The organism is Breoghania sp. (genome assembly GCF_030066895.1).
GTDB lineage: Bacteria > Pseudomonadota > Alphaproteobacteria > Rhizobiales > Stappiaceae > Breoghania.
This window is the reverse complement of sequence record NZ_JASJAV010000032.1, coordinates 1-24,421: the sequence shown is the minus strand read 5'-3', so window position 1 is coordinate 24,421 and position 24,421 is coordinate 1. Positions and strand designations below refer to the sequence as shown.

Genomic DNA, 24,421 nt, shown 5'->3' with positions numbered 1-24,421 from the left:
GAATCAGCGAGCGGCGCCGTGACATAGGCAAGCCATCGACCGCTGCAGCGAATTTGCGCCACTTATCGCCCTGCTTCGAAAGCGCGGCAACGGTACCTTTCCACTCCACATCCATGCCTTTCTCCAGCCCGATCCGAATCTTCCGCAGTTCTTCCGCGCCGTCCTCGACTTCCCGTTGCGTCAGAGATAGCCCGTTGTACAACTCCCGCAGGTTGCCCGCAGCCACATAGGAATGCCTGTCACCGGCACGCGCCGCTTCCAGTTCCAGACCGCGCACTGCGAGCAGAAGTTCCTGTGTCGCCTGTTCCGTGCGCTGTTGCAGTCTGTCTTCAAGCGACAGCAATTTCCCGAATTCCTCGCTACTTTCGCCGACGGGCAGTTTCGCCTGCCATGCCTTGAGGATGGTATCGGCCGCGATGAAGCGTCCAGCCGCCAACATCTTTTCGAACACCATGGACTCGTCGGTGTCGGACGACCATTCCTCTTCCAGCAGACTTGCGCCAAGCGCTTCCCGCGTGACGCCTCGCACATTCATTTCGAGATAACGCGGAAACCGCCAGAGATCGAAATCGACATGGCCTTCAGGTGCCAACCTTCCTTCGCTTCGGAAGATCCGGCCGAGGGCGGTGCGCGGCGACTCGTAAGGGCCATCTGCGCCTGCATCGAGCCAAACGCGGGCGAATTTCTGTACGGCCCTTCGTTCCTCTGTGTCGGTTGTATCGCTGGCAGACTTGGCCGCCAAAAGCAGCGAGATCATTACTTCCAGCGTTCCGGCGACATAGTTGACGAGGCCCTACTTCTTCGGCCCAACCAGGGCGCGATGATTAGGGTTTTCCACCCTGTTCACCCAGTCGTATTTGGTAATGGCTTCTAAGGCGATCTTCTCGCGGTTGCCACGCGACGAAAGCCGCTTTTCAAACTCCAGGCTGAATTACTTCGTCAAAGTTTTCCGTACAGCGACAACTGCTTCAGCCGCATCATCGTGCGACTGGAAAGTTCTTTCCCGCTGACCATGCCACCAGTTTAAGAGTTCCGCGATCAAGCCGTAGTTTTGTCGCAGCAGAACCTGCACGCTGTTGCTTTCCTTGTTGCCCCGCTCCTGTTCCAATTGTTTCAGTTTTTCGCAGAGTTGGGCGAAATAGACCTGCGGCGGATGCGGCGGACGATCTCACCCGCCGGGTGAAAGAAGTATGGGCTCGGCCGGTGCGGCGATTGCGTGCGACCAGATCGCCTTGGCAAGCCGCCCGAGGGCGATCTGTGGAAAGGACTGCCCATCATCCAGGGCCGGACATGCCATTCGCCGCCCCGGGTCGAGCAGATCAAGTGCAACCAACGCAAGTATTTCTTCGTCATGCAGCCAGGACGTCCGGATCGAGATGGCGCCGTCAGGACGTTCGTTCCGGTAAACCCCGGCGATGTAGTCTCGCAGGTCTGGATCCGCCAGCGAATGCCCGAGTTTGGGGTTCTCACAGAGCAGCACCGCCTCAAACAGACGTCCCGCTTCCCAAAGCGCTTCTTCAAAGCTATCGCGATCCACGATTCCCGCTAGATGACCTGCCTTGCGCACCGCGTGAAGGTAATCTTCTTTGTGCAGGTCGATGGCGCTCTTGAGACAGCGCTCGTACATGACCGGATTTCCGCCGAAGGCAGGCAAGAGCGCAGACGTTCCGACATTGTTGGTGCACTCCGGCACCTGATCGACCGTCTCGCAAGTGGCGATGTCCACCAACCAACGGTGGAACATGTGCGAGGCGAGAAAGCTGTCGACTTGGCTCGGATCGGCTTTCGACGAATAGACCTCTGCCGAGGGCACCAGCGCCATGTCTGTGGTGGGGAGCAGCGAGCGCAGCATGTCAGTCGCGGCGACCTGTGCGTCGACCCCCCGAAATACCAGACCCAGCTGTTTCTTATCCGGCCGCCTGGGGTCAAGCAGGATCCGCCTTGTGAAGCCACCGAACACGACAAGACAACTCAGCCCGCAGATAAGGAAATTCGAGAAATCCTGACGGTGCTGCAGGACCTGGTTTGTCAGCATTCCTGGGTCGTCGATTTCGATGGCGCCGGGATGGCTCGACAACAGATTCTTGCGATATTGAAGCCAGGCGTCATTTGGTTGCGACAAGAAGATTAGCTGCAGGGATATGGTCCGCTCTTTTTCGAGCGCTTCCGCAAGGGATTCCCTGAAAAGCGAGTCGATATGTTCGGTGGGATGCAAACCGATGATGATCGGTTTGTCTGCGGGTGCGCGCGATCATGCTTGCTGTTTCGGCAATGATTTCTTCATCCTGCAGAACTTCGGCGGTCAGCGGAGTTTCACGTTCGTAGATTTCCAGGAGTCTTTCGATTTCTTCCAGTTCTGCGGCAATCATCCTTGCGAGGTTTCGCGCGTCGCTGGTCTCTCGGTGCCATCCGATACCGTCCCGTTCGAGCGCGCTGACTTCATCTCCAAGCTGCTTCAAGAGCATTTCGAGATGCGTCTCCAGCTGCAACGCAGGGTGGTCCGGTGCTCGCCTAGTGGCCCGAACATCCAGCGTTGGACTCGGCAACACGCAAGTCGGCGCGACGTGTGATAGCATTTCCTTGGCGGCGTTTCCGGTCGTATAACGACTGCGCATGCTTCGTGAGCGCGGGGCCAACAATTCGACATGGAAAGCTGTCTGCGGCGAATTGCCGGCCATAAGTAGACTCGAGGCAGCAAACAGGATCTCCGTGCCGTCGCGTATCAGCAAGGAAGCGTCGACGAACACGTCGAATCGATTCACGTATTGCATGTGAACGCCCGTGCGCGCGAATTTCCTAGGGTCCTTGAGCGCGTTGAGACCACGCACCCTGTCAACGCCTGCTCTTAGGGACCTTGTCTTTGCAGCGCTATTCACCCCACTGGTCTGAATCATGAGCCGTTTGCTGGAGGACGAGCCCCTTTCCGCCGCATCGATTACCTCCGCGATCTTGCTGGCGGTCGCTTCTTGGGAAATCAACACCACCTGGTCGGTACAGCGTTTGAGCATCTTGTTGCACATGTCCTCAACGTGGCTTCGCCCACTGATGAATCGGATCTCGGCTTGCCGTACCTTCGAGCGGACCACTGCCTCGCGAATTTCCTGCACCGTACGTTCCGTCCATTCGCGAGCCTCGGAGAACATGCCGTTCACTTCACGATCCGCAGCGCTCTTGACATCCTGGAACCTCTGCCGAGCCACCCCGACGCGCGACCGCGCGCGGCGGTTCTGCGTTCTTCTCTGGAGGCGGGAGGAAGGCACCTCTTCGATGAACTTCTCGCGAAGAGGCGTATCCTGCGACAAGACCTTGTCGATGATCGAAACACTGAGGCTGTTTGCAAGACGCTTCAATGTCTCGTTCGACCTGTGTTCCGCTCCTCGCATTATGAAATCGCGTTACGATCCGTCCTCATCGTCAATCCGGGAATCCCGTCCGATATCGAAGAAGAGACGCACATACTGAATGTCTTTTTGGCTCAAATTTTGCGCTGGCGGGACGACCTTGAACTCCATTGCTTCCAGAGGCGTGCGCCATTTGCGGAAGCGACCGTCATATTGAAGAGTGGCAAGCAACTCCGGCTTGGTAAGGTCGATGAAGCTCGACATTCACAGTCCGTACGGCGAATCATTGGATTCGGGACAGAAGGGCTCGATCATGTAGGGTCGATCGCCGAAGTACGATATCTTTGAGCCTGGCGCCAAGAAGGTTTGGCCAAGGGTCATGTCGTAGAACAACAAGAATTTCTCCGATCGTTCCCCAGTCCCCATATTTGCGAAATCGGCGATAGCACCCTTCTCTCTCAAATGCGCCTGAATAGCGGCCGAGGGAAATAGCGTTGCATCCGCTCCGCCAATGACAATCCGGCCCTTGCGCCACAATCCGTTGATCAGTTCCCGTCCACCGGGCTCTCCCAACAACATGATGTCGATGAAAACGTCGATCGCGAGTTTCTCATGCACCTCCCAGAAGCTGCCGATCAGTAGCATCGCCGCTCGTTCGATCGGGGTTGACGCACTGTCTCCGGTTGGATAGACGGACAGCTCGAATTGCACGCAGGGTAGGAAGAGGTGGCGCGTTCTGGTGAACTCAGACAAGACCTGTCTCCCCGCCACGTTTCAGCTCCACGATCACGCCGTCCTGATCCTTTAAATACCGGTTAGCCGGGCCCAGAACCCTTGTCGCTGTTCAATCGCCGTGGCCTGCGGCGAACTGGCCCCATGCGTCTTCGCCCAGTCTTCGACCACGCCAGAGATGCTGCCGAAGTGATCAAAATTGCCGATGCAGATCAGTTGAAGCCTCGCGCGCAAGAACATCACGTTGATCCGCTCCGGTTCTGTCATGAAGCCGAAATTGCGCCGCATCACTAGGTTCCATTCCGCAGCGTCGACATGGCTATCCCGGCTGGGATAGTCGCGGTCATCGGCCGATACCGAGCGTACGCAGGAAACGATGACCGTATCAGCTTCCATGCTTTGCGCGGCGTCGATGCTGGTGCAGCAACTGGCGATCTGGATCAACGCCTCTTCGCGGTTCTGCGAAAAGCCGTATCGTGTCGGGTCGTCCGTCAGGATCCGGGAGATCTTCTGGATCTGACTGCGGCAGGGCGATAGGATCAGAAGCCTTCCGTTGATGGGGATATCAGGCTCTTCGGGATCTGCGATGCCGTCACGCCGGCGGAACCGCGAGAGCAAACGCTGCAATATGCGCGCCTCGCCCGCGTTCTCGATCCGTCCGTCGCCGCGCGGCACGTGATGATGCGATGAGTCGAGGTTCTGCGTGTTCAGCCAGAGCAGCCCCCCCCCCGACAGCGCCGAAGCCCTCGGTACCAATCAGGCGCCTTTCCATATCACGGGCGACGTCTCCATAGACGACTTTGCGATCATAAAAGGCATGGCTGACTAGTTCGCCGATTTCGCGGGTCGACCGGAACCGGGTGTCTAGCGTATCGGCCATGCGGACGCCACTCTGCTTCCGTTCCAGTGCACCGGATTCGTACCGCACGAAGATGCGCCGGAAGGTTTCCAACCAGTTCGCCATGGCCATGGGTTCGTCGCGGTATTGAGGGAAGATCGGATCGGCTTCTTTCGTCAGGTGACCCGGCAAGCCATCGTTGGGATCTCCACCGCAGGCCATGATGGCCAGCCGATTGTAGCGTGCGGAATCGAACGGACCGATCTGCTTGTGATCGCCGATAAGGATGCCCTTACGCGCCATGATCAGCGGTTGGATGAGGCTCGCGCCCCAGACCTTGGCTGCCTCCTCGATCACGGCGGTGTGGAATTTGCCCTCCATACCGAACATGCTGATCGTGTCGTCGTGTACAGCGGAACTGGTGGTGAAGTGCAGACTGGCATTCCTCTGCACGCGCCGCTCGATCTCGTCAAAGAACTCGTTGGAGGCATTCCGCAGCAGCTGCAAAGCCGTGCGCCGCATGGATTGCCAGCTCGGCTCGTCCCCGGATCGTAGGAGCAGGCGGTCAAGTTCTTCGTCAGCCTTACTGCGCATCCGCCGCGCCACCCTCGCAACCACTGAGTCCAGCGCGAAACCGTCGCGCACCGAAGAAGCGATGCGTTCCTTATCGACTGCCGACATGTAGCGAATCATGTGAAAGCGCTCGCCGATATCTTCGGAGAGCTTGTCGCGGAACGTCTTAGCTATGCGTTGCAGCGTCGTGTCGACCGAGGCGTGGCTTTGCGCCGAGACGAAGATCTTTGCGCTTGACTCTCCCTTTGCAAGAACGTGAAAAATCGCTTCGGACAGGGCGCGGGTCTTCCCGGTTCCAGGTGGACTCTGCAGCAGGAACAACGGATGGGCGTCTATCATGCCCAAAATGATGTCGCGGGTACGCCCCTTGAGCCCCTAGCCAAATTTTTCCGGACGCGTCCGCGACAGGGCCATCGTAGGATGCGGGCTGTCGAGTTGGGCGAGCACATCGCTGTTGTACCGCAAGCGGACCAGCGCTGCTTGTCTTGCCGCATAAAGCGACTGTATGCCCTGATCGTCGGCAAATCTGAGTTCGCCTTCGCCTTCAAGATCCCGCAGGGTGGGGCATATCAGAATGAAGCCCGGCCGCACATCGTTCGGCTGGATCGGGAGCGACACATTGATATCCGTTCCTTTCTTGCGGAACGAAATCCGCGCCTCCTGTGCATTGTTCTGCTTTTCAAGCCATTCCAGTATCTTTACCTGAAAAAATGTCTCGGCCTTCATCCGGGCATCCAGGAAAAGCAGGCTCTTGTAGGGATCGCGGTCCGATTTCCAGTTGAAGCGCTCAGTGTCTAGGACAATGCGGCAGAAATGCCCGGAGTCGACGGATTTCTGCACTTTCACCGGAAAATGCATCAGCAACCGTTCCTGCAACTCGATTTCGGTCACGAACTGCAGCGCGTCATACACAGCCTGAAGCGGAATAGGTACCCTGGGATCGACCAGAACCCGCAGTAATTCCCGCCAGTTCCCGCATCCGGTTCCATCCCGTGCGAGGTCCGTAGGGTCTCCACTCACGGTGTGCGCATTGTCGGACGGCACGAGCCTGAAGGCCGTGCTTGGAAACTCGACGCTGGCGCGTTTGTCGACCAGTCCGGACAGGGTGTGGTTTAGCCGGTCGAGCGTATAGCGCAGCACCAGCACCCGTCCATTGAAGGATGGCAACCCGTATTCCTCGCCTGCTAAGTCGCAGTAGAAATTCAAACCCTGCTGGCATGAAATGACCAACTTGGCCTTCTCATGCCTAGGGGTCGAGCGGTCTTTGACGAAACGCCCGAAACCGGCCGGATCGCAAAACATATGCGTGGCGGAACGCAACTGTGCCTCTAGGAAATTCTGGAGCTTGGTCTTCGCGTCGTTGCCCTCAGGGTTGAACCCTAGAAGGTAACGGAGGTTGCGGCCCAATTCGTTCAACGTGTTATCCGCGTCGTAGGTCAGGATGTAAGTGGTGTTGACCTGCGGTTCATATTCGACTTAGAGTTCATGGGCTTTGAGGACAATCTCTGCCGAGAGGTCGATCGCCGTGGGACGGCTGGCGGTATCGGGTTCGAGGTCGGACAAAAGGATGTCGCGCAACGTCGGGGTTACGATGTCTGAAGTGGCTGCGACGATATCAGCCTTGTAGTTCTGCAACAGAATTCTCAACACCTCCGCCACTTCGTGGCCGTTATCGGCAGCTTCGAAGGCCTTGATGTCCGCTTCCCGCGGCGGGCCCAGAAACAGGTCGCACAGAATCATGCAAAGGGCGAAGACAGCTGTCTGCGGCATGTAGGAGGTCTTTTCCACTTCTCCGGATGCCATCCCGCCATCATCATCGGCACAGAAGAAATATTGTGTGGCCGACTCGCAGAATATTCGGTTTCGTTTCATGCCGACTAGATCAGCCAGCCGCTGGGCCGTGATCTTTTTGATTTGCGACGCTTCGTCTTCATCTTCGCGAAGACAGTCATGCGTGTACGCACTCGTCACCAGTTCGAATCCGCCTAGGCGCAATCGCACTTGGCGGCCGCTCTCGCCCCAGCGCAGGGTGCTGCGGTTGATCAGTCGGTGGACGATGCCTTGCTTCTGTAGGTCGACGAGCGCCTGAACCATCCGCCCAACCTCGTGAACAACCCAGCTCCGGTTCTCAGGGGCGCGAAAGTAGGTTCGTACCGAGTCGTTGATTTCATGGCCTTCGTTCTGCAGCAGGATGAAGCCGAACGGCTCTTCTTCGGTTACAATGTCGGCAAGCATGCCCTGTTCGCGGATGTCGGGCAGAGCGTCGTTTCCGGCATCCGAGATCTGGCGCAGGATCGCGAAGTCCCTCTGCCAGAGTTCGCGAATCTTCTCGGGCACACCCAGAAAGATGCGCAGGGTGTCGCGCACAACCTTCTCAGCGTTGACCGTCGTCTCGCCACGGGCTTCGGCCGCGGCGACGGAATGTTCCTGGTGACTCGCCAGCGTAAGCGAATAGTAGCGGCCTTCGATGATCGCTTTGCAATCGCCCTCGATGACGGTCTGTCTGGCCCGCCCGCGCTCGGTATTGCAGAAATATTCCTCAGCAAGCTCGCGGACCAGCTTGACATGCTTGTCATCGGCCTGTTTTCGGCGGCTTTCCTGCTGGCGTAAGTCGGGCGCGCGTTCGCCACGGATATAGTCCAGCTTGGAGTACAGCCATTCTACCTCGCCAAAGGACACCCAGTTCAGGTAAGGTACCTTCAAGCTCAGGCCCTTCGCCGGCTTGTCCATCGCATGTCCGGCAAGTTCGACTGCTTCCCGCATCACCAGCCCGAGCGACCGGCGAAACGAGACCGCACAGGCTGGTGCTGCCCCAGCGCTGCCGGGGTCCAGAAGGAAGTACTGCAATGCCGCGCTGACTACCTCCGTATGACGCACGGCCCGGACCCTGCTACTGTCTCTCCAAGGGAACAGGTCGTCCAGCAACTTCTGTTCGTAACCGCGGATAAGTTCGATTCCGGTGCGCACGGCAGTGTCGACAAACGTGCGCTACGAGGCTGGTCATTCGCCGGCAGCGATCGCATCCAGCAGGTCGATGACCAGCCCAGGATGTCCGTCGGTTTCCCGAAGTACGGTCTCGAGGTGGTCTTCAAATTTGATCGGATCGAGACGCGCGGCGAGACGCCCGAGTTCTTCGTATACGTAGTCTTCGCCGGGAAATGGAAGGCCCGACGCCGTCATCTCGAGGAAATCATTCGGCATGCCGCCGCCTATAGTGCCGGTGAAGGCGGTAGTGGTAACGAGATGCAGCCTCGCGTCGAGCCCGGCCCATTCAGCGCGAACCCCCTTTACCAAGCTATCCCAGTCATTGTTCGACATAAGCCAGGGGGCGATATCGTCGACTAGAACATAGAGGTGGCCAGTCTCTCTTCCGGCAACGTCGCTAAGGGCGTACCAGAGGTTGGTCGCCTCGTTGCACCTCGCGGGAACATTTGCCGCATGCAGAAGCGCAGAGATCCCGTCTTCCGCGTTCACAGTTACAATCCGCGCGCTAGTCTGCCTACCGAGATAATCCTGCAGCGTCTTGAGAAACGTGCTTTTGCCACCATGCGGCGGCCCGTATACATGCAACCATCTATGGCGGCTAACACTGTCGTATGCTTCTGCCCACCATTCGCGCTCAATGCGACCCAATCGACTTACTCCTCGAAAACGCGGATGAATCGGAAGCAGGCCTCGGTCTGTACTACAGCAGGGTTGTACCCCCGGTGGATGTCGTCACGGCCGCGGATGTCGAGCCTCCCATCGCGGTTCGTCGCAAATTCGCACCGAGCATGACCGTTGGGAAACAGGCTAATGCCCGCGCGCCGTGCCGCGGCATGCGCGGCATCGAGAAGGGGGAACGGCACCAAGCGGTGATCCGAATGGAATTGGGCGTCAAGAAAATCGCGGTAGTTCTCCAGCTGCGCCAGCGTCGCGGCGCATGGTTCAAGCAGGGCGCGATTGTCACCGGTGGCATATCTGCTGAGGGCTCGTTCCCAGTGCCGCTCGAGCGTATCGAGGGCCGACATGCAGTTGAGTTCGATTTGCAACACTGGGTATCGGCCTATGGCTAGCCGCCCGGCGCGCAGTTCCGTCCGCAACTCGGGCAACAGGTTCACGACCTTCAGGTCAGGGAGCAGTATCATGGATTCCGGAAGATGATGGGCCTCCGAGAACGTCGCCCAGCTTTCAAATAAAGGTGCCGGCATCGGAGACGGCCTGCGTTCAGTGTCGTGGTTGTCCATCGCAGCGCGGTATGAGCGCGCGGCTACCTTCGGTCAGCCGCTCGCCTTGAAGAGGACGGCACGATCCACCAGCGCGCCGCGAAACACTGCCTCTTCGATTAGGGCGAAATCGAAGGCGCATCCCCGGAATGCCGCGCCTGAGAAATCAATGTCGCGCAGATCCTGCGCGTGGAAGTAGACGCCCGAGAAATTTTCGTTGCTGAGAGACCTATGAACCCCACACGCTGGTATGGAAAAGACAGCGGAGAAGTTGCTCTGGCTGTCACACCAGCAGGTGGCGCTCTCTGTCTTCACCGATAGCATCCACTTCCGTAGCGGAGCGCACACCAACTGGCCGCTTGTGCAGAATGACGCCCCGGGCGGATCGACGCTCACCGATCTCAGGGCGAATTTCCCGATCGCGAGCACGACGAACGTCCTGCCCCCCCCCCCACGCTCCTCGTGGCACCGAACATCAGCGAGATAGGCGTCCGGGTTGTCGAGGAGGTGAGCGGGGCGGCGGTCGCCTACGATTGTTCGGGGGCTATGTGGAGACAGAATACTGAGTTTGGGGGGCGCTGAGCCAACACAGAACATTAAAAAATTTGTATAATTAATTTAACTTTGTCATATTCTGGTGAGATATTTTCTGTCTATGGTAGACGATAATATCAAAATTCCCGCATTTTAGATCAGAAGTATTATTTTTATTCGCAAGAAATACTGCATCTGATCGTCGAAAGACTGGCCCTGGATTAAATTTCCTCAGCAAGAGGGAGCTCTCGATCGAAGGTGACAAACTCTAGTAAGGTGAGTGTCGCGTAAACATGGAGCAGCTTCCCAGCCGCAGATTAGTGCTTGTTTGGATTGGCGGTGTCTTGGCGACCCCAAACATCGTCCGTGCGCAAGGCGGTGGTCTGCCGCGTCTGGTGACGATAACGTCGGTAAGTTGGATCGATTATGAGGGGCTTCCGAAGATCTAGGAGTTTTTTTCAAAGAAATCCTGGTTGGCGGCGCGCGGGATCTACTGACCCTTCCGGGTTATGGTATGCCTAGTTTCAACCAGCAATCGGCGACCAGGCCCCCTTCTTCCGGACGATTTCCGTTCAACTAAGCAGTTCCGAACCTTGCTTCAATACCGGATCGTACCAAACGGGATTCTTGCGGAACAGATTCTGGACCCGGGCCACACGCCACCGGCAGATCCTGCGAAAGTTCCTTGGCTCGTAGGGATGAAGCTGCCTGACGACCCAACGTTTTACCCCGGTGAATCGAGCGCCTTGTCCCGGATTGTGAAGGGGGAACCGCATCCCGCAACCATGTTGTCCGTGCCGCCCGGGTATCGATTCGTCGCAGGCGATCTGATCAAGTTCCGGGCCGGACAACATACTAACGACATTGGGATCAAAGATGGATGGTCCCCGCGCCACGTACCCTGGGTATGGTGCGAACATGCGCTCGTCGAGCGCCAAGGCGACTTCAAGCTGATCGCCAACGGGTCACGCTTTCCCTCTCATTCCTGGTACGTCGATGGAAAGAGGGTCAGGACCATTATTCAGGCGTCGGTAAAAATGTCCAAATTCGAGCCCACCTTGGCCACTGGACGGCCCGCCACCGAGCTTAGATTGAAGGCCGAAGATGACAGTGCTGCAGGTCCCATCAAGTCTCATCCGTTCACGGTGGCACCGAAGAGCGACAGGCAGCAGATCTTCGACGTCACGATCTAGCCAGCTGCAGGAGGCACTCCATGCGACACGCTCCACCGGCTCGCATTTTGGATTGTCAGGATCATGCATTTTGGAAGGCTCTGGCTGCTTGCCGCGCTGGCGTTGTTAGCTGTGTCGGCCCCGCGCGCAGTTGGGGAACTTCGACACGACGTTACTCCAGCAGCCGTTGTAGCGCCGCAGCACGCGATGGTGATCTTAGAGAAGCGTCGTCGCTTCATTGGGACGTATAAGTTTTGTACGAGGATGCTGTCGAGCAGCAAACCGTTCATGCTTTCTATGCAGCCGGACTCGCCACAGGCGTCGGCGACAATGCCCCTTTCCACCTGCAATTTGACATATATAACAAGTCGACGTCGTCATACCTCTCTGATAGGATACAATCTCTGGACCGTATCGCCAACGGCATACGGCTGCGTGAGTTTAGACTGACCGATGACGCTCTTGCCGAGTTTTCGGCGCCGACGATCCAGTACACCCTGCGCCTGCAACCCCGCGACGCCAGGGCGCTGCGGCTGCAACGGCAGTACGAAACGTGGGGCGAGAAGCTTAGTGCCGCGGGGTTCAATATCACGGGTCGGGTCGCCTTTGACGATGCCCTGCGGTATGCGCGCCTACGTCAGGTCTCATCGGATCAGGTCCTTCCCTGGGAGGCAGAGGGTGTCTTTGGCGTTGCGGGAGTGCGCGAGGACCGCAGCCGCTCCGCCCCATGGAGCAGCAATGACAGCCCCAAGACGTCGCTTGCCGAACGGTAGGGAATACCGGGCCTCTCGGATGCGGCAATCGTTCCGTCTCTGGAGATCGACGCAGCCGCGCATGCAACACCGCTATCGTTTCTCTACGCGGCGCTTCTTGTCGGCAAACGCAGCTACCAGAATGCACGTGTCAGCGGACGCGGTGGTGGGTACTGGAGCGCTGGAAGGCTGTCGGCTTCCGGATGAATTCAGCGTCTCCGAATCCGACCTTGCCGACGATGAGACAACGATTGTCAGGGACATACTTTCGGGGGAGCGGCGGGGGAAGGCGACCGCAACCTATCTGATATTGGTCAAGCGTTCGCAACCATTCGACAACGACGTCGCGACTATCTTGGCAGCGGCCCGAGACCGGCTGCTGCCGGCGCCCAATCCGGTGATCGATGCTTCCTTCGCATTGCTAGTGGGCGACGTTCTCTTCGATGGCAAGGCGTTCTTCGACCAAGCCCTATGGGAGAAACCGCTGGTGGTCGAGGCCTTCGCACTGGGCCACATCGACCCGGTGGTCATACTGATCTGGCGTTGTATGTTCTTGCGCTCGGCTCGCGGCGTAGTCGAGCCGAGCGGCAGCATAGCGGCCCGGAATGTGGCTTACGACGAACTCGACGCGTTGTTGAAGACGCGGACCTGGACTGCTCTGGTACAGGGTGCCCCTGTGCAGCTTCGTCCAGCGAAGGTCGCCGTCGTGCCCGATGAACCGAAAGTAGAGGACTCCAATTCTCCGCGTTTCTTCGCCGCAGCGCACAACGTCACGCGGCTTCTGGGCGTGGGCTTGGTGGATGCAGTCGACCTGTACGACGGTGTCGAAGGGTACGCCAACGCCTTGGATGATCTGCCGTTTGATCCCGAGTGTACAGGGTGGGGCGACAAGGTACCCGATTTCCTTCCGCGCGCGAAGGAGAGGGAGTTCCTACGCCATGTAAATTTCCAGCTGTACCGCAACATCAATATTTCGGTGGTGCAGGAATTGCTGCGGACAGACCAGCTGTTCGATCCGGTCGATTGGGGACTGCTCGATACCCAGACGAAAGAGCGAGCTGACATGGAGTTCGACCAAGAATGGTGCTCGTCGAACAGGGGTGGATCGAGAAATTCCTTGCCGCCGAGGGGAGCGAGGCCAGATACGGCCTCGACGAAGGTGCCTACGCCCGCCTGACCGACTCGCAAACCGCGCTTTACTGCGCGCGGATCGAGCCTGTCGCCCGTGGCCTCAACCCCGACTCGGATGCACAATTCCAGGTGATCGGCAAGTTGCACGCTATGCTGGCCCAAAGGGGGTATCGCGCCCGAGAACGCGAGCTTCCGTAACTATCTGTGGCGTGTCGCGACCGGCTCGGCCTATGTCCACATCCTGCACGGCGCGTCTGTCGACGAATTCGTGTCCTACATGCAGGATCTGATCCAGAGCGCGGCCCGGGCGCATCCCGTCACGCCGGGGCTGGCGCCAGGGCGGAGCGAGGAGCTTGTCGCGCTTGCAACGCGTAAGATCGCCGAGCCGGATAAGACCGCAGTAGCACGCTAGACGGAGGGCCTAGCCACCGACCTGGAGACGAAGGAGCCACTCGAGATCTTCGACTGCGAGATTAACGGCCTGCAGCGTAGGCTCGTCGTCACGGAGCTTTCGAACCTTGCCGACCGCCGTACCCGCATTGGAGCCTCGTTGGAGGAAAGGGAACTGCCGAGTGGCGCCGCACTCAACGGGCTTGCACCAATTACTTATGCCTTCGAACTCAGCAGCAGCGGCAGGGGCGCGCTGCAACCGGATGCACGGCTTGAAGGGACTCCGGACAACCAGATCCAGGCACGGCGGGTTGCCCTCGCGGAGCTGATCTCGAAAGAGATCTCATTCGGCTATCTCTACATGGCGCAGGACACGAAATGGATTGTGCTCGAACGCAGCATCCGCCTGGCTGAAACTCAGTCTAGGATCGAGCCGTTCCTGATGTCGGTGCTCAAGGACTTGTACGACAAAATTCCACTCGATCCGGCCAAGCTGACGCGAGCAGCGCTGGAGGACAAGGTCGTTGCTGCATTCCGAAACGCTGGCGAATATGAGCGCGACACCGCCCTGGCCCGCCGCCGGCTGGGGAAGCTGAAGAAATCGGAACTGGCTGCTCTAGGGCTCGATGGCAGGACCGCCGAGATCATGCGCTTGTCGAGCGAGGCGCCGTTCAGCACCCCGGTCGACGAGAACACCGAGGCGGGAGCTGCGGCCGACACGCTCAAGAAGGTGGACGCGCTGGCCGCGCGTATGGCGCGCATCAGCGCAAGTGCAAACGCTCTGTCGGACTTGCGCAGCCGCGTCTGTACCGTGCTCTCCGCCTGTAACGACGTTGCGGCGGCTGCAGACGATATGCTGCCCGGGCGGGTGAACCCGATCGAGATCGAACACATCTATCCGACCCTGAGCCCGGACGACGTCCGCCGCGGCCGCGTTAGTGGCGCCGACCTGCCGCCGGGCGCCGCGCTGCAGCCGGATTCGAAAGGCGCGTACGCCGCGCTGGGCAACAACGGATTGAGCTACCGGAGCACACCGACCGGAGATGTCACGCCCGACAACAAGCCGATCTACCGGTCCGAGCTGATTATCGCCTTCCCCTGCCTGAAAGCAGCCTGATCGCCGACGTGTCGTCCAAGGTGCCGGACGGGATAGACATCCCCGCGCCCGACCGTATCGACGGACTGGAGGCTCTAGGCCAGTTCCGGGAAATTCCGCTGGGCATCACCTTCAATTCGACATGGCGCGACCCGGTTAGCGGGACGCTCGACATTGTCCGCAGTGCCCAAGATGAACTGGTGCTCAGCGGTTCGGCCTTCAACGCCGCTGCCAAGGGGCTGGGCCTGCCCGGCTTCCTTGAAGTCGTCGTCATGTCGCTGCGCTGCGACGACGACAATTTCGTCAGGGATCTGCGGAACATCTCGGTCAATCTGAACCTGCGACTGATGGACAAGCGCATAGACGCCCCGGTTTGTCTGCACCTAGTCAAGGACGGCACTTTCACTGATCCGGCGCAGTCGTTGCGAAGCGCTGTGCTGGGGGGATCGATAGCAAGATTCAGGCTATATTGGCCAGGTTGGCGGACGAACTGGGAGTTGCCCGGTTCCCCGGCGACCCGAACAGCTACGCCAATACAGAGCTCCGCTTCGGTTCTGTCTCGGGTTCCACCACCGACATCCGCATTGACTGGGATGCGCGGACCCTCACCGCAGCACTCGGGTATGAACTGGAGATCAAGGGAACGGAGATCGAGAAAACCCGATTTCCCACTCGGGCGGAGATCCTAGTCAATGACAAAGGCAGGATGGCCGTCCAGTCGCTTCGTTTCGAGGCCGAGGTGCCTGACTTGGTACCACTGCTGAGCCAGAACGAGAGCTTCCGGACCGCCCTGTCAGAATTGGAGAAGGTCGCCAAGGATTTGCTGAGCGGACAGCGCGAATTAACCTCAATCCTCCAAGACGTCCGGATCCTGCCGGTCATCAGGGGCACGGAGATCCGGCTGGAGATCCAGCACGCCTTCGATCTCGAATTCGGTGACAATCGCTGCGCGATTCCCATCGACAACGAGGTCGAGCTCGATACTGGGAAAGCGATCGAGGCGATCGAAAAGGCAATCATGGAGGGGCTTCTGCCCAGCTAACTACCTGCGCAGCCCAGGCGGTACTGACACCTCTGGCCACAACGCTGGAAGACCTCGCGGCGACGCCAGAAATCTCGTTCTTCGGCCTAACGGTACGGTTGTCTCTGCTGAACAGCGAGACCTTCGATGCCAAGCTGGCGCAGGTCACGGCAGAGGGGCGCTTCCGGTCGTCCTGAACCTCTCGGTGTCGACCTGCGAGGCCCCGGTGACCGCCAGGGTCGAGGGTGCCGCTCTTCAGTTCAACAAGGACCGGACGTCGGCGCAACTGGAATTTGCCGGCATCACGGCCGAGGAGGGCGCGAAGCTCGGGAAGGCGGTGACGTGCGTGATCGAGGGGTTGCTGCCGGATGCGATCCGCGCCTACGTCGACATTGACGGCGTGCAGTTCCTGGGCGGTGCGGCGTTCGTCGACGCAACCATCCGGAACCTCCTGCTGCTTTCGGAAGTCCGGCTCAAGCGCCTGTCCCTAACCGATCCCCGTATCGCCCTGGTGGATAGAGCTCCACGGCGACCTAGATGTCGAGGGTTTTGTGTTTCCGGGAACGGTCGTGCGAATTCCGATCGGCAGGTCGCTGTCGGACGTTGACGTCCGGGTGCCAAACGCCGAGGAGGCGCTTCTTGGCAACCTTGCAAAAACGCTGGTCGCCCTGCTTCCTGCCGCACCGGATGGGAACGCTGCCGCAGATAAGAAACCTCTTCTTCGGCCGCCTGAACCCCGAAGGGACGCTCTACGGGTTCCGGTTCGGGGTGAAGATCTCGTTTCCGCTCGGTCAGAACAGAATCAACATCGAAATCAAGCAGGCAGAGCTGTCGCCGAACGGCCTTTTGCTGGGCGGAGAGATCACAGCGGTGCTTCCACTGCCACTTTATTTCCCTCCAGTGGCCCTCAGCAAAGTACTGCTGACCATCGTCACCAGCGAGGAGGAGGGCACCCGCAAGGGCCTGAAGCTCGGAGCCAACTTGACCGCGGTGGAACCACAGTTCGCCCGGGTGCTGAAGCTGCGCAGCATGTTGGATTTGACCGAAATCGACCGGTTGGCGTTCACTCTGCGGTCGGACTTGATCGCACTGGATTCGCTCTCGCTTATGTGGACCGAAGGCAAGTTAGATCTGTCTCGCCTTTATGCGAAGTTCGACGCCGAGGTCGCCGACGTGATCAAGGACGTCATCGACCCGCAGATCCACGGCGAGTTGAATGGCAGCACAGGGCTGGTCTATGCGGAAAGTATGCTCGGGGTCCTGGGCGTCGAGATCAATCGCAACTCCCTGCACCTTTGTTCCAAAGAATGCCGCACCGGCGGAACGCCTGGGGAAGCGCGGATCTCGGTGGCGCAGGACATGCTTCTGGGCAAGTCGAGCGGCGGGGCGCCCCTGGGGCTTAAGTTCCTGGGCATGAAGGTGATTATCCTCACGCCGAGCTACGAGACTATGGATCCAGGATTCGTCGCCCGGGTACTTCGCGATCTACTGAAGATCGACCTTTCAGAGCTGTTCAAAACGATGCCCAAGGAGATCACTATTTCGCTCGTGTCGCCGTCCGGCAGCATCTCGACCGCGAAGTCCGGTGGTTCCGGCGGCAACGGAGGCAGCCCGGACAAGATGGCCAGGACGGGAACGGTAAGCCGCCGAACCCGGAAGAGGTCGTGCCGGATCAGCAGATGTGGGGCACACTCGTGAAAGAGCGGGTGTGCAACCGCTTTGTCGGTCCCAACTCGAAAGACCGCATCGATCCGGACCGGAACCACCTTTATTTCATCTACGGCGCCACCGAGATCGATCGAGATCCGGCGTGGCTGTGGAGGCCGTGGAACCGGGCGCTTCCCGACTGATATTTCTGGCCCTCTCTGTCCGGGCCGGCCGCCGCTTCGATCTGCACGGAACGCGTGGAAGTGCCTGGTGGCCACCGCTTCCAGGTTCCGGCGTCATAGTCTCTCTGGGCGCGGCGCGGGTCCTGCGGCGCTGGGAGACCGACTGCAATCCCGACTTCACGGCCTACGTTCACGTCGAGTTGTTCGACAAGAAGTCGGAGGACGCCAACATCACCGCCCACTTCCAGAACGCCGGCCTGCCGATCTTGTATTTCGAACACGACGGCAATACGATCAGGGTCGACGGCCGACTGTTCGTCGAGGGCAACCACATTCTGGTCGTCCCGGTTTGTCCGCCGCCGACCGTCGACGGCATCCCGGACATCGCCCGGAACGCTTCGTACAGCACGCTCTGCCAGTCCGAGAAGCCGGTGATTTCCATCCCGCTCTCGGAGGCGAAGTTCAACTTCGGCGACAAGATCGAAGTTGTCAGTGCCGAAGATGAGATCAGGTTTTATGAGCACGTTCTCTTTCCGCGCCTCCTCGGATCCGACACTCCGGGCGAACGGGGCGAAGTCTGGCAGGCCGCCAATGTCGGATTCACCCTGACGCCTGACGAGGTCGTGGTCGGCGGGCAGGTCGGGCGGGTGAACCTGCTTGTCGCGGACACCGCGGCGCGTACCCTGGAGACGCGACGGCTGTACCGAAAACGTACCGACGGGACGGACAGCACGATCTTCCAGCTGTATCAACGTGCAAAAGCGAACGCGAACCGGCGCCCCGTGTTTCTGGAGATCTATCGGCTGTATCTGGGCAACGACGAGAAAGAACCGGAGTTTGTCACCGAGGACTTTCTGAATGCCCCGGTGCTGGTGCTGCACGACCGGTAATACGACACGGCAGAGTACCTGACCTTGTTTTGGCTTTGGTTCGACGGCAGCTCCCTCCAGCGTCGATGGTCCTTCGTCCCCACGACGCTACCGACGCTCGACGGGCCGATCCGCACGACCGAGGCGGCCCTGCGTCAGATCACGTCGGGTTTTCTGGAACGCCTTGTCCTGAATGCTCCGGCAGACAACGCGCTACTTCGGCTGGCCCTCGGCATCAGCGCCAGCGAGGAACTGCAGTTCCGGGTCAGCGTCCAAGATCCGGCATGTCCGGCCGAAACCTCCGGCGCCGCGTCGTCATGTCCCATCGGCCTTGCGCACCTGCCCGACGACGCAGTTTTGCGAGTTTCGATCGCGTTCCGGACGGATGCGCGGGATGAGCTGGCAGACTGGAGCGCACCCGCGCCGCACGAAGTGACCCGCTACATTGGCAAGCGTGCTCTCGTCGATGAGGTCGGTAAAGCGCTGGCACGTCCCGGCCGATCCACCGACATCAACCACCTGTTCTTCGATCTGGACGATTTCATCGCTGCGACTCGAAACTTCAATCAGGAGCCGCAGACGGCGCTCCTGGCTATGGGAGAATGCCAGTGACCAAGAGGACACCGCGCAAACCCGCAGCCGAACTGCCCGCTGCAGCCCCCGCGCTGCCCAATCCACCTGCCGCCGCCTCTGCGCCGGTGGAAGAGCATCCACAGTGGTCGAACAGGCTCGCCAGGTCCTGGAGCTGGCTGCGCGGCAAGATGCAGTTCCGGCAGCGCAACTGGCTGGATTTTCTGGCCACGCCCTTCGCCGGATTGACGCTCTTCTCGTTGTTGCTGATTGTGGTTCTGTCGTACTTCATCGACGACAGTGTGTATCGGAACCTGCAAGTCTACTATCAGACCAACATGTTGAGAGCGGTTGCCCGCACCGACGTCATCGCTGACATTTGCCGGTCGCAGTCCGACACGTTGTGGAAGGATTGTTACGCGCCGGACAAGCGCGAAAGGCCCAGCCAGCGCTTCGCTTGGGCGGATGCTGAGTTCGGCCAAGATAATCGACCCGCTGAAGGTATCCACACCCAAACAACTGGACGATCTGAAGAGCAGCGATCCGGCCGCCTACGTGGTTCTCGAATGGCTTCAAGGGCGGCGGCGGCGAGGGGCTTCCGTACCGCAAGCGCGGGGTGGAGCTTCTGTTGGCGTCCACCTCGATCTGCACCTCGGGGCAGTCGGATAAGGCGCACGAGGTAAAGCGGGCGATCGTCGCGGCCTACCTGGCCGACATCTACCAGCCCGTGGCAGGCAGTACCATCTGGCTCAAGCCGGAATTGCTCAAGGCGTTCGGCATGGAGAGCCAGCTTGTTTCGCCGGGGGCCAACGAAGAGAGCGCGGACGCTGACGCGGGCCGTTGGATTGCGCCCGCTAACCCAAGGGTGGTGTTTGGGTATAACAACGACGGAACATTGCTGGACGATGACCGCGCGCAGCTTTGGGCGATCTTGTCATCGGGCACCAGCACCGTATCCGGCGATGACGAAAACAAGCTGAACGCATTCCTCAAGGTGAGTTCAAACCGTCTGACGGTGCCCGACACGATCGAGGACGACGACATCGTCGCCTACCTGATGGGCAGCGGGCGGCTAATCAACGCGGACACAAACAGCTTCAAGTCGGACTTCTCAGACTGCAATGCGCTTGCAGCTACTTTCCAAGAAAGCATGGACCCCGCGCAGCAGTAGGCCGCACTGACCAATTTCGAACGCTTCGCCCTGTATGTCGCCGGTCAGGTCCGGACGTCGCCCGAAGTCAAGAGCGCTGCGTTCTGGCTGTCGATCTATACCGGCAACGAACAGCAGCGGATCTTCATGGTAACCTGCCTCGGCATCCTGGCGGCCGCCCTCCGGATGCTGGTCTTCTTAGTACCCGATCACGTCAACTCCGGTCGGCGCGATGCGGCGGCCGAAGCCGAGCCGATGGAGCGGTCCGCAGACCCAACCCAGCGCGACAACGACTTCGACAGCCTCAGTTCCTCACACTGGCCGGTCCGTATCGCCACCGCGGTCCCTCCCGCCATCGGGTTCGTCGGAACCGTCAGGGGCATAATGTTGTCGCTGAGTGGTGCGGACGAGATCGTTTGGGCCGAAACCGTGAATGAACGATCCACCGCGATCAGTGCCCTGTCCGCCGACCTCGGCCTTGCCTTCGCCACCATGCTGATTGCGCTGTTGGCGGGGATTGTCCTAACCATCCTGACCGCGGTCGAGATGGCCCTTGGCGAACGCCTGTTGCTGCGCCGCTATGCGAGCCCGACGCCGACCCCGAAGCCACAAACAGGGGGTACGCATTGATTGAAGGACAGGTTTCGCTCCCGGACTTTGCCCGGGCCGCGGCGGACCACGTTCTGGAGACAGGTGCGATCCTGTCGAGAGACCTCCGCGCGGCGTTTCGGGTCTGTCTCGGGATCGAACTCTCGGCGATTGAGGCTGAGGGGCTTCTCGCCTTGCAGGTTGAGGATCTGTAACTCGCGGCCCGGCCGATCCTCCCGGCACGTGTTAGAGATCGCGCACAGGACCCTGACAAGAAGTGGCGGCGGGACGACGATCGACGCGCAGCCGACACTGGATGATCTACCTGGGCTCGGAGAGGCGACCGCGTGGGGAAAGGATCTCGCCGCCGATCTGGCAGACTGGAAGCCTGGCAGGATCTCCTGGGCCGATGTCGATCGGGGCGTGCTACTCATCGAGGATCCGGGAACCGGAAAAACCACTTTTGCCCGGGCTCTCGCAAACAGCTGCTGTGCGCCGCTCGTTGTCGGATCGCTCGACGCCTGGCAGGCGGCCAGACATCTAGGCGATCTTCTCGAATCCATGCGCAAATGTTTCGCCAAAGCTCGAAAGCAAACCCCATGCATTCTCTTCATCGATGAAATCGACGGATTTGGGTCTCGCACCACGGTGCGCGGCGACAACGCAGGGTACCAAACGCAGGTCATCAATTGCCTCCTTGAATACCTTGATAGCGATGAAGGACGGGAAGGCGTCATTGTGGTGGGCGCCTACAATCACCCGGAGATGCTGGACCCGGCGATCGTGCGCGCCGGGCGCCTCGATCGGATCATATGGATCCCGATGCCCGATACGAGAACACGAGAGCAGATCCTAAAGGTGCATCTGTGCGGGGACCTGATCGACGAGGACCTCGGTCCCATCGCTCGGCTGATGGACGGAATGTCGAGCGCCGATCTGGAAAAGCTGATCCGCGACGATCGGCGCAAGGCCAAGCGGGAGCATCACGCGCTGCGCCTTGTCGATCTCTCATCGAGCCTGACCCGGATCGAGCGGCTGGCGGATGACGTCCTCATGCGTACGGCCGTGCATGAGGCGGGCCACGCACTCGTCCGGCACATTCTGTGCGGTGACGAGATCCTGTTGATCGAGGTGAGACATGAGATCGTCGATCTGCCTTCATCTGGCGGGCATCTGGGCCGCGTAGTGATGGGGGGAGCGAGTGTCCCAGCAACGGGGCAGGGAGGATGTCCTCAACGACATCGCATAGACTCTGGCGGGGATCGCGGCCGAAAAGCTCACCTTCGGCACCATCACGATCGGCAGCGGCGGCGAGCTCGGGAGTGATCTGCATCTGGCGAAAGTGCAGGCCACTGCACTTGAGGCGAACCATAAGCTGGGAGATAGGCTGATCTGTCGCTCCTCAGCCCGGGACACAGACCTCATCAGCCTCATGGCCATTGACAGGCAGCTCCGGGAGGTGGTCGAAGGGCAAATGCAATCCAGCCTCTGAAGGACGGAAGAAATTATTTCCGCGAACATGGATCTGCACGGGCGTCTGGTGGCGCGGCTGCTTGAGGTGGGTACTCTGGAAGGCGGGGAACTGACGCGGATCCTGAATGACGCCGGGCCTGAAGGGGATTTGCGTCACGAGCCGGCCCGCATTCCGCGTGCAAACCACTGACACGCACCTTGCCAAAGCGATCGGAACGCCCAAGCCGGGCAAGACAGCAAGCCGCGGAGGTTGGTGCCCCCCCCCCCCCGGCAGCCGTCTCTGTGATCAGGCAAAGATGCCGCAAGACAGGAGGCGACTATGCCGGATCGAGCATCCGGAAATCCTGGGCCACGGCACTGACAAGGACTTGCGCCATCTGCGAAGCGTTGGCCTCCGCGAGTGCGTTCGTCAGCAGATCGAGCTTCAACAGCAATTCCGCTGCCGTAGCTTCTGGCGTAAGCGCGACCTTTGTCAGCGCCTGCTCTTCCTCCGCCATCAACCCACTTATTGCGGCATCCGAAGCATGCACTCGCGGATCGATTAGACCCACCCGGATGCGTAAAAGACGCGCCATCGCGGATGTCACCGAAACAGGCCTCGCAACTTCAGCAATCGCTGCATAGCCCACCAGGCGCGGTTCCGTCGCGCCGATATTGCCGATATGAGTGTTCATGGTCATGTGATCCTGTTTCTGAGGATTGCATGGCAAGGCCACCGCAGGTGTTCCAGCACCCATGGCGGCCGCCTTGGTTCGTGCCGATGACAAGCACCGATGCGCCGCGAACCTGGCAGAGAGACGGATAAGAGCCCAGCTCCAAACGATCGCAGGGTGAAAAATTTGCGATCGATAGAGGGAAGAAGCGAGTCGGATGCAAGAGATCTGGGCGACCGATCAACGCGGCGCATTGTATGGCGTGAACAGCTGCATTGGAGCCGCAAACAGATAGTTTTGCTGCTCCGTCTTCAGTGGATACTCAGTCTACGCCTCAGTGCTCCCAACATGTTGCTCCTTTGCATCGACAAAGCCGTATCTAACAACGCCCAATCTTGGTCTTCGCTATCGCCTTCGCCTTTGCCAAAACTGGTGCGAGTTTTTCGTCGCGCTGAACGAGTACGTCAAAAACCAACAACAGCTTCGAGAGAGCCTCGGTTTCATCGATGAAAAAGCACATTTTTGTCGCCGCGTCGCAAAGAATCTGACGGTATTGGATGGCGTCTCGTTTCACAGCGCAAGTTTCGGCTATGACCGAGAATAAGTCGGTCACTAAGTCCAATCCTTTTGCATCGTACAAGAGGACAAACGCCCGGCCTTTGATCGCATCAGCGATCTCTTCTGACCGCGAAACCAAGGCAAAATGACTAGCGATCTGGAGATGGCTCAATTCTTCCGCAACGTCCTTGACCGGCTGTTCGAACGTCGATATCAGGATGCGCAACATGTTTTTCGTCGCCTTTTCGGATGGCTGCATCGCGAAGGCAAAGGCCGCCTCCAGCTGATTTTCGATATCCTCAAACTGCTCACTGCGGAGACCCTCAACCGGGCCTCCGTGAAAGTTGTCGAACTGGCCTGGAAACACCGCAGCGAGAATCCTTCCTGATTCGATCAGAGGGGCACTCACCTTTTCGAACAACGCCACCCAAGGTGTAGGGCGCAAGTTTTCCGGCAGAGAATGAAGCACATTTTGCGTGCGCCCGAAGAGTTCCGTCATAAGATGATCGGGGCTGATCCATTCCGGCTTCCAACGTGGTGCCTCTCGCCGGTCAACGATACATGTCCAGACGTAGTGGGGCAAAAAGCGATCTGCTGCCCAGTTCAGAAATCCCTTTGGATCAGGTAGTCCGATGAGGCCTTGCGTAAGAACTCCGGCATGGGCGAGGGCAGCAAGATGTATCCAAAAGATGGGCTTGTTGGTGGCTTTGGCCGACTTTCGAACCTCATTTGTGGTGATGATTGCGCAGGCGGCGTAGATTCCCAGCCTAGCGTTGCAGGTCTCGGGCTCACCGAAAAGCTTCTCGAGAAACTGGGTGCCGAGCTCAATGAAAGCTGCGTTCCCTTCAATCCTTACACGGCAAATCTCAAATCCTAAAAGCAGGCTGAAGGGGTCTTCTGCATTGAGCAGAGGTGAAAGATCGGAAAGCTCAAGAGAAGCAAACAG

At 59.3% G+C, this 24,421-nt stretch carries 31 protein-coding genes; 17 read left to right on the top strand and 14 right to left on the bottom strand.

Going from position 1 to position 24,421, the window contains the following annotated elements:
* Nucleotides 1-232 precede the first annotated feature (232 nt).
* Nucleotides 233-874: a hypothetical protein gene (locus tag QNJ43_RS24205; RefSeq protein ID WP_300474081.1), complete on the top strand. Its 642-nt coding sequence runs from the start codon at nucleotides 233-235 to the stop codon at nucleotides 872-874.
* A 294-nt stretch (nucleotides 875-1,168) separates the two neighbouring features.
* Here the strand turns inward: QNJ43_RS24205 and QNJ43_RS24200 are convergent, their stop codons facing one another.
* The 11 genes from QNJ43_RS24200 to QNJ43_RS24150 form a co-directional block, all read right to left on the bottom strand.
* Entirely contained in the window at nucleotides 1,169-2,077 is a 909-nt protein-coding gene (locus QNJ43_RS24200; RefSeq protein ID WP_300474078.1) for a hypothetical protein, read from the bottom strand.
* Nucleotides 2,078-2,105: 28 nt separating this feature from the next.
* The gene (locus tag QNJ43_RS24195; RefSeq protein WP_300474075.1) at nucleotides 2,106-3,350 is read right to left on the bottom strand and encodes a hypothetical protein; all 1,245 of its coding nucleotides are present in this window, start codon (nucleotides 3,348-3,350) and stop codon (nucleotides 2,106-2,108) included.
* A gap of 45 nt (nucleotides 3,351-3,395) precedes the next feature.
* The gene (locus tag QNJ43_RS24190; protein ID WP_300474073.1) at nucleotides 3,396-3,605 is read right to left on the bottom strand and encodes a hypothetical protein; all 210 of its coding nucleotides are present in this window, start codon (nucleotides 3,603-3,605) and stop codon (nucleotides 3,396-3,398) included.
* Nucleotides 3,606-4,094, bottom strand: a complete 489-nt coding sequence (locus QNJ43_RS24185; RefSeq protein ID WP_300474070.1) for a hypothetical protein — start codon at nucleotides 4,092-4,094, stop codon at nucleotides 3,606-3,608.
* Between the two features lie 51 nt (nucleotides 4,095-4,145).
* Nucleotides 4,146-4,748 (bottom strand): AAA domain-containing protein, encoded by a 603-nt coding sequence (locus QNJ43_RS24180; protein WP_300474066.1) that lies wholly within the window; start codon nucleotides 4,746-4,748, stop codon nucleotides 4,146-4,148.
* Entirely contained in the window at nucleotides 4,666-5,829 is a 1,164-nt protein-coding gene (locus QNJ43_RS24175) for an AAA domain-containing protein (RefSeq protein WP_346433110.1), read from the bottom strand. The genes QNJ43_RS24180 and QNJ43_RS24175 overlap by 83 nt, the downstream gene beginning before the upstream one ends.
* A 30-nt stretch (nucleotides 5,830-5,859) precedes the next feature.
* Nucleotides 5,860-6,900: a hypothetical protein gene (locus tag QNJ43_RS24170; RefSeq protein WP_300474063.1), complete on the bottom strand. Its 1,041-nt coding sequence runs from the start codon at nucleotides 6,898-6,900 to the stop codon at nucleotides 5,860-5,862.
* Between the two features lie 60 nt (nucleotides 6,901-6,960).
* Nucleotides 6,961-8,451, bottom strand: a complete 1,491-nt coding sequence (locus QNJ43_RS24165) for a hypothetical protein (protein WP_300474061.1) — start codon at nucleotides 8,449-8,451, stop codon at nucleotides 6,961-6,963.
* Between the two features lie 33 nt (nucleotides 8,452-8,484).
* Nucleotides 8,485-8,958 (bottom strand): hypothetical protein, encoded by a 474-nt coding sequence (locus QNJ43_RS24160; RefSeq protein WP_300474058.1) that lies wholly within the window; start codon nucleotides 8,956-8,958, stop codon nucleotides 8,485-8,487.
* Nucleotides 8,959-9,122: 164 nt separating this feature from the next.
* Complete coding sequence (locus tag QNJ43_RS24155; protein WP_300474055.1) at nucleotides 9,123-9,710, bottom strand: hypothetical protein; 588 nt, start codon at nucleotides 9,708-9,710, stop codon at nucleotides 9,123-9,125.
* A gap of 33 nt (nucleotides 9,711-9,743) precedes the next feature.
* The gene (locus QNJ43_RS24150) at nucleotides 9,744-10,004 is read right to left on the bottom strand and encodes a pentapeptide repeat-containing protein (protein ID WP_300474052.1); all 261 of its coding nucleotides are present in this window, start codon (nucleotides 10,002-10,004) and stop codon (nucleotides 9,744-9,746) included.
* Between the two features lie 917 nt (nucleotides 10,005-10,921).
* Here QNJ43_RS24150 and QNJ43_RS24145 point away from each other — a divergent pair.
* The 5 genes from QNJ43_RS24145 to QNJ43_RS24125 all read left to right on the top strand — a co-directional run bounded on the left by QNJ43_RS24145 (nucleotide 10,922) and on the right by QNJ43_RS24125 (nucleotide 14,785).
* The gene (locus QNJ43_RS24145) at nucleotides 10,922-11,416 is read left to right on the top strand and encodes a hypothetical protein (RefSeq protein WP_300474049.1); all 495 of its coding nucleotides are present in this window, start codon (nucleotides 10,922-10,924) and stop codon (nucleotides 11,414-11,416) included.
* 233 nt (nucleotides 11,417-11,649) lie between these two features.
* A complete protein-coding gene (locus QNJ43_RS24140) occupies nucleotides 11,650-12,168 on the top strand; it encodes a hypothetical protein (RefSeq protein ID WP_300474046.1) in 519 nt (172 codons plus the stop codon).
* Nucleotides 12,169-12,295: 127 nt separating this feature from the next.
* Complete coding sequence (locus QNJ43_RS24135; RefSeq protein ID WP_300474044.1) at nucleotides 12,296-13,324, top strand: hypothetical protein; 1,029 nt, start codon at nucleotides 12,296-12,298, stop codon at nucleotides 13,322-13,324.
* A gap of 222 nt (nucleotides 13,325-13,546) precedes the next feature.
* On the top strand, nucleotides 13,547-13,690 hold the full coding sequence (locus tag QNJ43_RS24130) for a hypothetical protein (protein WP_300474041.1): 144 nt from the start codon (nucleotides 13,547-13,549) through the stop codon (nucleotides 13,688-13,690).
* A 138-nt stretch (nucleotides 13,691-13,828) separates the two neighbouring features.
* On the top strand, nucleotides 13,829-14,785 hold the full coding sequence (locus QNJ43_RS24125) for a hypothetical protein (protein WP_300474039.1): 957 nt from the start codon (nucleotides 13,829-13,831) through the stop codon (nucleotides 14,783-14,785).
* Between the two features lie 74 nt (nucleotides 14,786-14,859).
* Here QNJ43_RS24125 and QNJ43_RS24120 read toward each other — a convergent pair whose 3' ends face one another.
* Nucleotides 14,860-15,147: a hypothetical protein gene (locus tag QNJ43_RS24120; protein WP_300474036.1), complete on the bottom strand. Its 288-nt coding sequence runs from the start codon at nucleotides 15,145-15,147 to the stop codon at nucleotides 14,860-14,862.
* A gap of 95 nt (nucleotides 15,148-15,242) precedes the next feature.
* Between QNJ43_RS24120 and QNJ43_RS24115 the strand changes: the two genes are divergently transcribed.
* The 11 genes from QNJ43_RS24115 to QNJ43_RS24065 all read left to right on the top strand — a co-directional run bounded on the left by QNJ43_RS24115 (nucleotide 15,243) and on the right by QNJ43_RS24065 (nucleotide 22,454).
* Complete coding sequence (locus tag QNJ43_RS24115; protein WP_300474033.1) at nucleotides 15,243-15,806, top strand: hypothetical protein; 564 nt, start codon at nucleotides 15,243-15,245, stop codon at nucleotides 15,804-15,806.
* Between the two features lie 205 nt (nucleotides 15,807-16,011).
* The gene (locus QNJ43_RS24110; protein WP_300474030.1) at nucleotides 16,012-16,392 is read left to right on the top strand and encodes a hypothetical protein; all 381 of its coding nucleotides are present in this window, start codon (nucleotides 16,012-16,014) and stop codon (nucleotides 16,390-16,392) included.
* 32 nt (nucleotides 16,393-16,424) lie between these two features.
* The gene (locus tag QNJ43_RS24105; RefSeq protein WP_300474027.1) at nucleotides 16,425-17,483 is read left to right on the top strand and encodes a hypothetical protein; all 1,059 of its coding nucleotides are present in this window, start codon (nucleotides 16,425-16,427) and stop codon (nucleotides 17,481-17,483) included.
* Nucleotides 17,465-17,635, top strand: a complete 171-nt coding sequence (locus QNJ43_RS24100; RefSeq protein ID WP_300474024.1) for a hypothetical protein — start codon at nucleotides 17,465-17,467, stop codon at nucleotides 17,633-17,635. The genes QNJ43_RS24105 and QNJ43_RS24100 overlap by 19 nt, the downstream gene beginning before the upstream one ends.
* Nucleotides 17,611-18,504, top strand: a complete 894-nt coding sequence (locus QNJ43_RS24095) for a hypothetical protein (RefSeq protein ID WP_300474022.1) — start codon at nucleotides 17,611-17,613, stop codon at nucleotides 18,502-18,504. Before QNJ43_RS24100 ends, QNJ43_RS24095 begins: the two co-directional genes overlap by 25 nt.
* Nucleotides 18,505-18,528: 24 nt before the next feature.
* The gene (locus QNJ43_RS24090; RefSeq protein WP_300474020.1) at nucleotides 18,529-19,095 is read left to right on the top strand and encodes a hypothetical protein; all 567 of its coding nucleotides are present in this window, start codon (nucleotides 18,529-18,531) and stop codon (nucleotides 19,093-19,095) included.
* Complete coding sequence (locus QNJ43_RS24085) at nucleotides 19,092-19,736, top strand: hypothetical protein (protein ID WP_300474018.1); 645 nt, start codon at nucleotides 19,092-19,094, stop codon at nucleotides 19,734-19,736. Before QNJ43_RS24090 ends, QNJ43_RS24085 begins: the two co-directional genes overlap by 4 nt.
* Nucleotides 19,682-20,224 (top strand): hypothetical protein, encoded by a 543-nt coding sequence (locus tag QNJ43_RS24080; protein ID WP_300474016.1) that lies wholly within the window; start codon nucleotides 19,682-19,684, stop codon nucleotides 20,222-20,224. The genes QNJ43_RS24085 and QNJ43_RS24080 overlap by 55 nt, the downstream gene beginning before the upstream one ends.
* Nucleotides 20,225-20,350: 126 nt before the next feature.
* On the top strand, nucleotides 20,351-20,833 hold the full coding sequence (locus QNJ43_RS24075; RefSeq protein ID WP_300474013.1) for a hypothetical protein: 483 nt from the start codon (nucleotides 20,351-20,353) through the stop codon (nucleotides 20,831-20,833).
* 201 nt (nucleotides 20,834-21,034) lie between these two features.
* Nucleotides 21,035-22,117 carry an ATP-binding protein gene (locus tag QNJ43_RS24070; RefSeq protein WP_300474010.1) on the top strand — a complete coding sequence of 361 codons (1,083 nt, stop codon included), beginning with the start codon at nucleotides 21,035-21,037 and terminating at the stop codon, nucleotides 22,115-22,117.
* Nucleotides 22,118-22,310: 193 nt separating this feature from the next.
* Nucleotides 22,311-22,454 (top strand): hypothetical protein, encoded by a 144-nt coding sequence (locus QNJ43_RS24065; protein ID WP_300474007.1) that lies wholly within the window; start codon nucleotides 22,311-22,313, stop codon nucleotides 22,452-22,454.
* Nucleotides 22,455-22,581: 127 nt separating this feature from the next.
* Here the strand turns inward: QNJ43_RS24065 and QNJ43_RS24060 are convergent, their stop codons facing one another.
* Together QNJ43_RS24060 and QNJ43_RS24055 are read right to left on the bottom strand one after the other, a co-directional pair.
* The gene (locus QNJ43_RS24060) at nucleotides 22,582-22,944 is read right to left on the bottom strand and encodes a hypothetical protein (protein WP_300474005.1); all 363 of its coding nucleotides are present in this window, start codon (nucleotides 22,942-22,944) and stop codon (nucleotides 22,582-22,584) included.
* Between the two features lie 352 nt (nucleotides 22,945-23,296).
* Nucleotides 23,297-24,421 (bottom strand): hypothetical protein (locus QNJ43_RS24055; RefSeq protein ID WP_300474002.1); only part of this gene is annotated, 1,125 nt, incomplete at its 5' end.